Source organism: Rickettsia endosymbiont of Culicoides newsteadi, from assembly GCF_002259525.1.
In the GTDB taxonomy this organism is placed as follows: Bacteria; Pseudomonadota; Alphaproteobacteria; order Rickettsiales; family Rickettsiaceae; genus Tisiphia.
Genome location: NZ_MWZE01000129.1, coordinates 1 through 2992, shown reverse-complemented (window position 1 = coordinate 2992; position 2992 = coordinate 1). Strand labels below are relative to the sequence as shown.

The window sequence follows — 2992 nt, the reverse complement described above, 5'->3', positions numbered from 1 at the left end:
CAAGTGAAAATGCCTTGTTCAAATTGGTTTTTTGTGCTATAAAACAGATTACAGCAAAGTGGAATATGCCAATCCCAGATTGGGCGGTAACCGTTTCCCAGCTAGATATTTTCTTCCCTGATAGGTTGAATTTTAGACTATGATATTCTATACTGACACAGCTCAGCGAACGTTCTCCTCAAACAATGAAAGTAAGGTTTTTGCAGTTTTAACTTTGGCTCCACTGATTATATTAGCAATGGTAGTTAAAGATATGTTGTTCTTCTCTAATGTTTCTAATAGTTCCGATTTTTCAATTACATTACCTCGCTCAGTTAGTAATTGAAGAAATAATTCATCCAAAACTATTAGAGCTTTAGTTCCTGTACCACCCAGCAGATTAAAGATGTCAGTTAAAGATACTCCACTACGCTCTAGTATTTTTAATTGTTCTGATTTCTCAAATGTACCATCATCTTGCTGAACAACTAATGCATTAAATAATAAATTAAAAGCTTTGTAAAAGCTAATTCCTGTGCCACTAAGTATACTAGAAATGATAGCTAAGTCTATTCCTTCCTGTTCTAATATTATTAATTTATTTGATTTTTTAAATGCACCATCATCTTGCACGACTAATGTATTAAATAATAAATTAAAAGCTTCTGGAGCCTCAGCTCCCGCGTTACTGAGTATAGTGAAAATGGTAGTCAACTGTATTCCACTCTGTTTTAGTATTATTAATTTTTCTGATTTTACAAATGTACCGTCTTTTTGCTCAATGAATAATTGTCTAAATAATAAATTAAAAGCTTCTGGAGCCTCAGCTCCCGCACCACTAAGTATACTAGAAATGACAGTTAAGTCTATTCCTTCCTGTTTTAGTATTTTTAGTTTTTCTGATTCTACAAATGTACCATTTTGTTGTTTAGTGAATAACTGATTAAATAATAAATTAAAAGCTTTTGGAGCATCACCCCCTGCACCCTTTAGAATACTAAATATATTAGTTAGATATAATATGTTCAGTTCTAGTACTTTTAATTCTTCTGATTTTACAAATGTACCGTCTTTTTGCTCAGTAAATAATTGTCTAACTAATGAATTAAAAGCTTCTACAGCTCCAGCTCCATGGAAAATATCAGAAATCTTTTTTAAAGACATTCCGTGATCTTCTAACAATTTAAATATCTTTGATTTTGCAAATCTATTTTCTTTCTTAATAACTAATTTATTAAATAATCCATCCCAAACTGCTGGAGCTTTACTTCCTGTCTCTTGCCAAGTTTCCGAGAGGCTATTTAATGACTTTTCCCCTTTTTGTAGTGACATTAATAGGTCTGATTTTTCAAATCTATTTCCTTTCTTAACAAATAATTTATCAAACAATTCATCCAAAATTGCTGAAGCTTGAAGTCCTGCACCATATAACATACTATAGAGGCTAATTATTTCCTCTCTCTTTTCAGGTATTAATTGTTTTGATTTTTTAAATGAAGAACATCGATTAGTAAGAAATTGTTGAAATATTGAATTCAATATTTCGTTACTTTCTGAATTGCTGAGTATATTTGAGGTTTTCTTTAAAAATACTCCGTTCTCCTCGAATGTTTTGAATATCAGTGATTTTTCAAATTTATTCCCTTGTTTAGTAAATAATTTATTAAATAATAAATCAAAAGCTTTTGCAGCCTTAGCTCCTGCTGCACTTAGTATCTTGAAGATAGTATTTAAAGATATTCCGTTACCATCTAATGTTTTGAATATCAGTGATTTTTCAAATATCTCATTATTCTGTTCGTCAAATTGTTTATCAAATAATAGCTTAACTAATGCTTCCAAAGCTTCTGAAGCCTTAGTTCCAGCTCTACTTAGCATGCTAGAGATGCTGGTTAAAAATATTCCGTTCTGCTCTAATGTCGTTAATAGGTCTGATTTTACATATGCCTCACCTTGAATTTTGAATAATAGCTTAAATAATGCTTTCAAAGCTTCTGAAGCTTTAGCTCCAGCTCCATTTAGCATTCTAGAGATGCTGGTTAAAAATATTCCATTATCTTCTAACGTTGTTAATAGGTCTGATTTTACATATGCCTCACCTTGAATTTTGAATAATAGATTAAATAATGCTTTCAAAGCTTCTGAAGCCTTAGCTCCAGCTCCACTTGGTATGCTAAAGATGGTATTGAAAGATATTCCGTTTTCCTCTAATGTTAGTAATAGTTTTGATTTTACATATCCTTCACCTTGAACTTTGAATAATTGTTCAAATAATGCTTTCAAAGCTTCTGCAGCCCTATCTCCCGCTCCATTTAGTATACCAGATATATTAGATAAAAATATTCCGTTATCCTCTAATATTAGTAATAGTTTTGATTTTACATATATATCCCCTTGCTTAGTAAATAACTGATCAAATAACGCTTTCAAAGATTCTGAAGCTTTAGCTCCTGCTCTATGTAGTATACTAGAGATGTTAGCTATATTTACTCCGTTCTTCTCAAATGTTATTAATATGTCCGATTTTGTACCATTTTGCTCATCAAATAATAGCTTAAATAATGCTTGCAAAGCATCTGGAGCTTTAGCCCCCGTTCTACTTAATATACTAGAGATGGTAGTTAAAGATATTCCATTGTTTTTTAATGTTAATAATAGTGGTGATTTTACAAATTTACCATTTTGCTCATCAAGTACAAATAATAGCTTAAATAATGCTTTCAAAGCATCTGGAGCTTTAGCCTTCGCTCCACCTAATATACTAGAGATGGTAGTTAAAGACATTCCATTGTTTTTTAATATTAATAATAGTGGTGATTTTACAAATTTACCACTTTGCTCATCAAGTACAAATAATAGCTTAAATAATGCTTGCAAAGCATCTGGAGCTTTAGGTCCTGATCCACTTAGTATGCTAGAGATATTAGTGAAAGATGTATGGTGGTCTCCTTTGTCTAGACAAAAATTTAGCAATTTAGAGATATAATTCCCATGAAATTATTATTGTCACTAT

At 31.2% G+C, this 2992-nt stretch carries 1 protein-coding gene and 1 pseudogene; one reads left to right on the top strand and one right to left on the bottom strand.

Going from position 1 to position 2992, the window contains the following annotated elements:
• A pseudogene (locus RiCNE_RS08625) lies at positions 1 to 143 on the top strand (IS256 family transposase); the annotation flags it as partial.
• Positions 144 to 162: 19 nt separating this feature from the next.
• Here the strand turns inward: RiCNE_RS08625 and RiCNE_RS06680 are convergent.
• The gene (locus RiCNE_RS06680; RefSeq protein WP_094649786.1) at positions 163 to 2952 is read right to left on the bottom strand and encodes a hypothetical protein; all 2790 of its coding nucleotides are present in this window, start codon (positions 2950 to 2952) and stop codon (positions 163 to 165) included.
• Between the last annotated feature and the right edge of the window lie 40 nt (positions 2953 to 2992).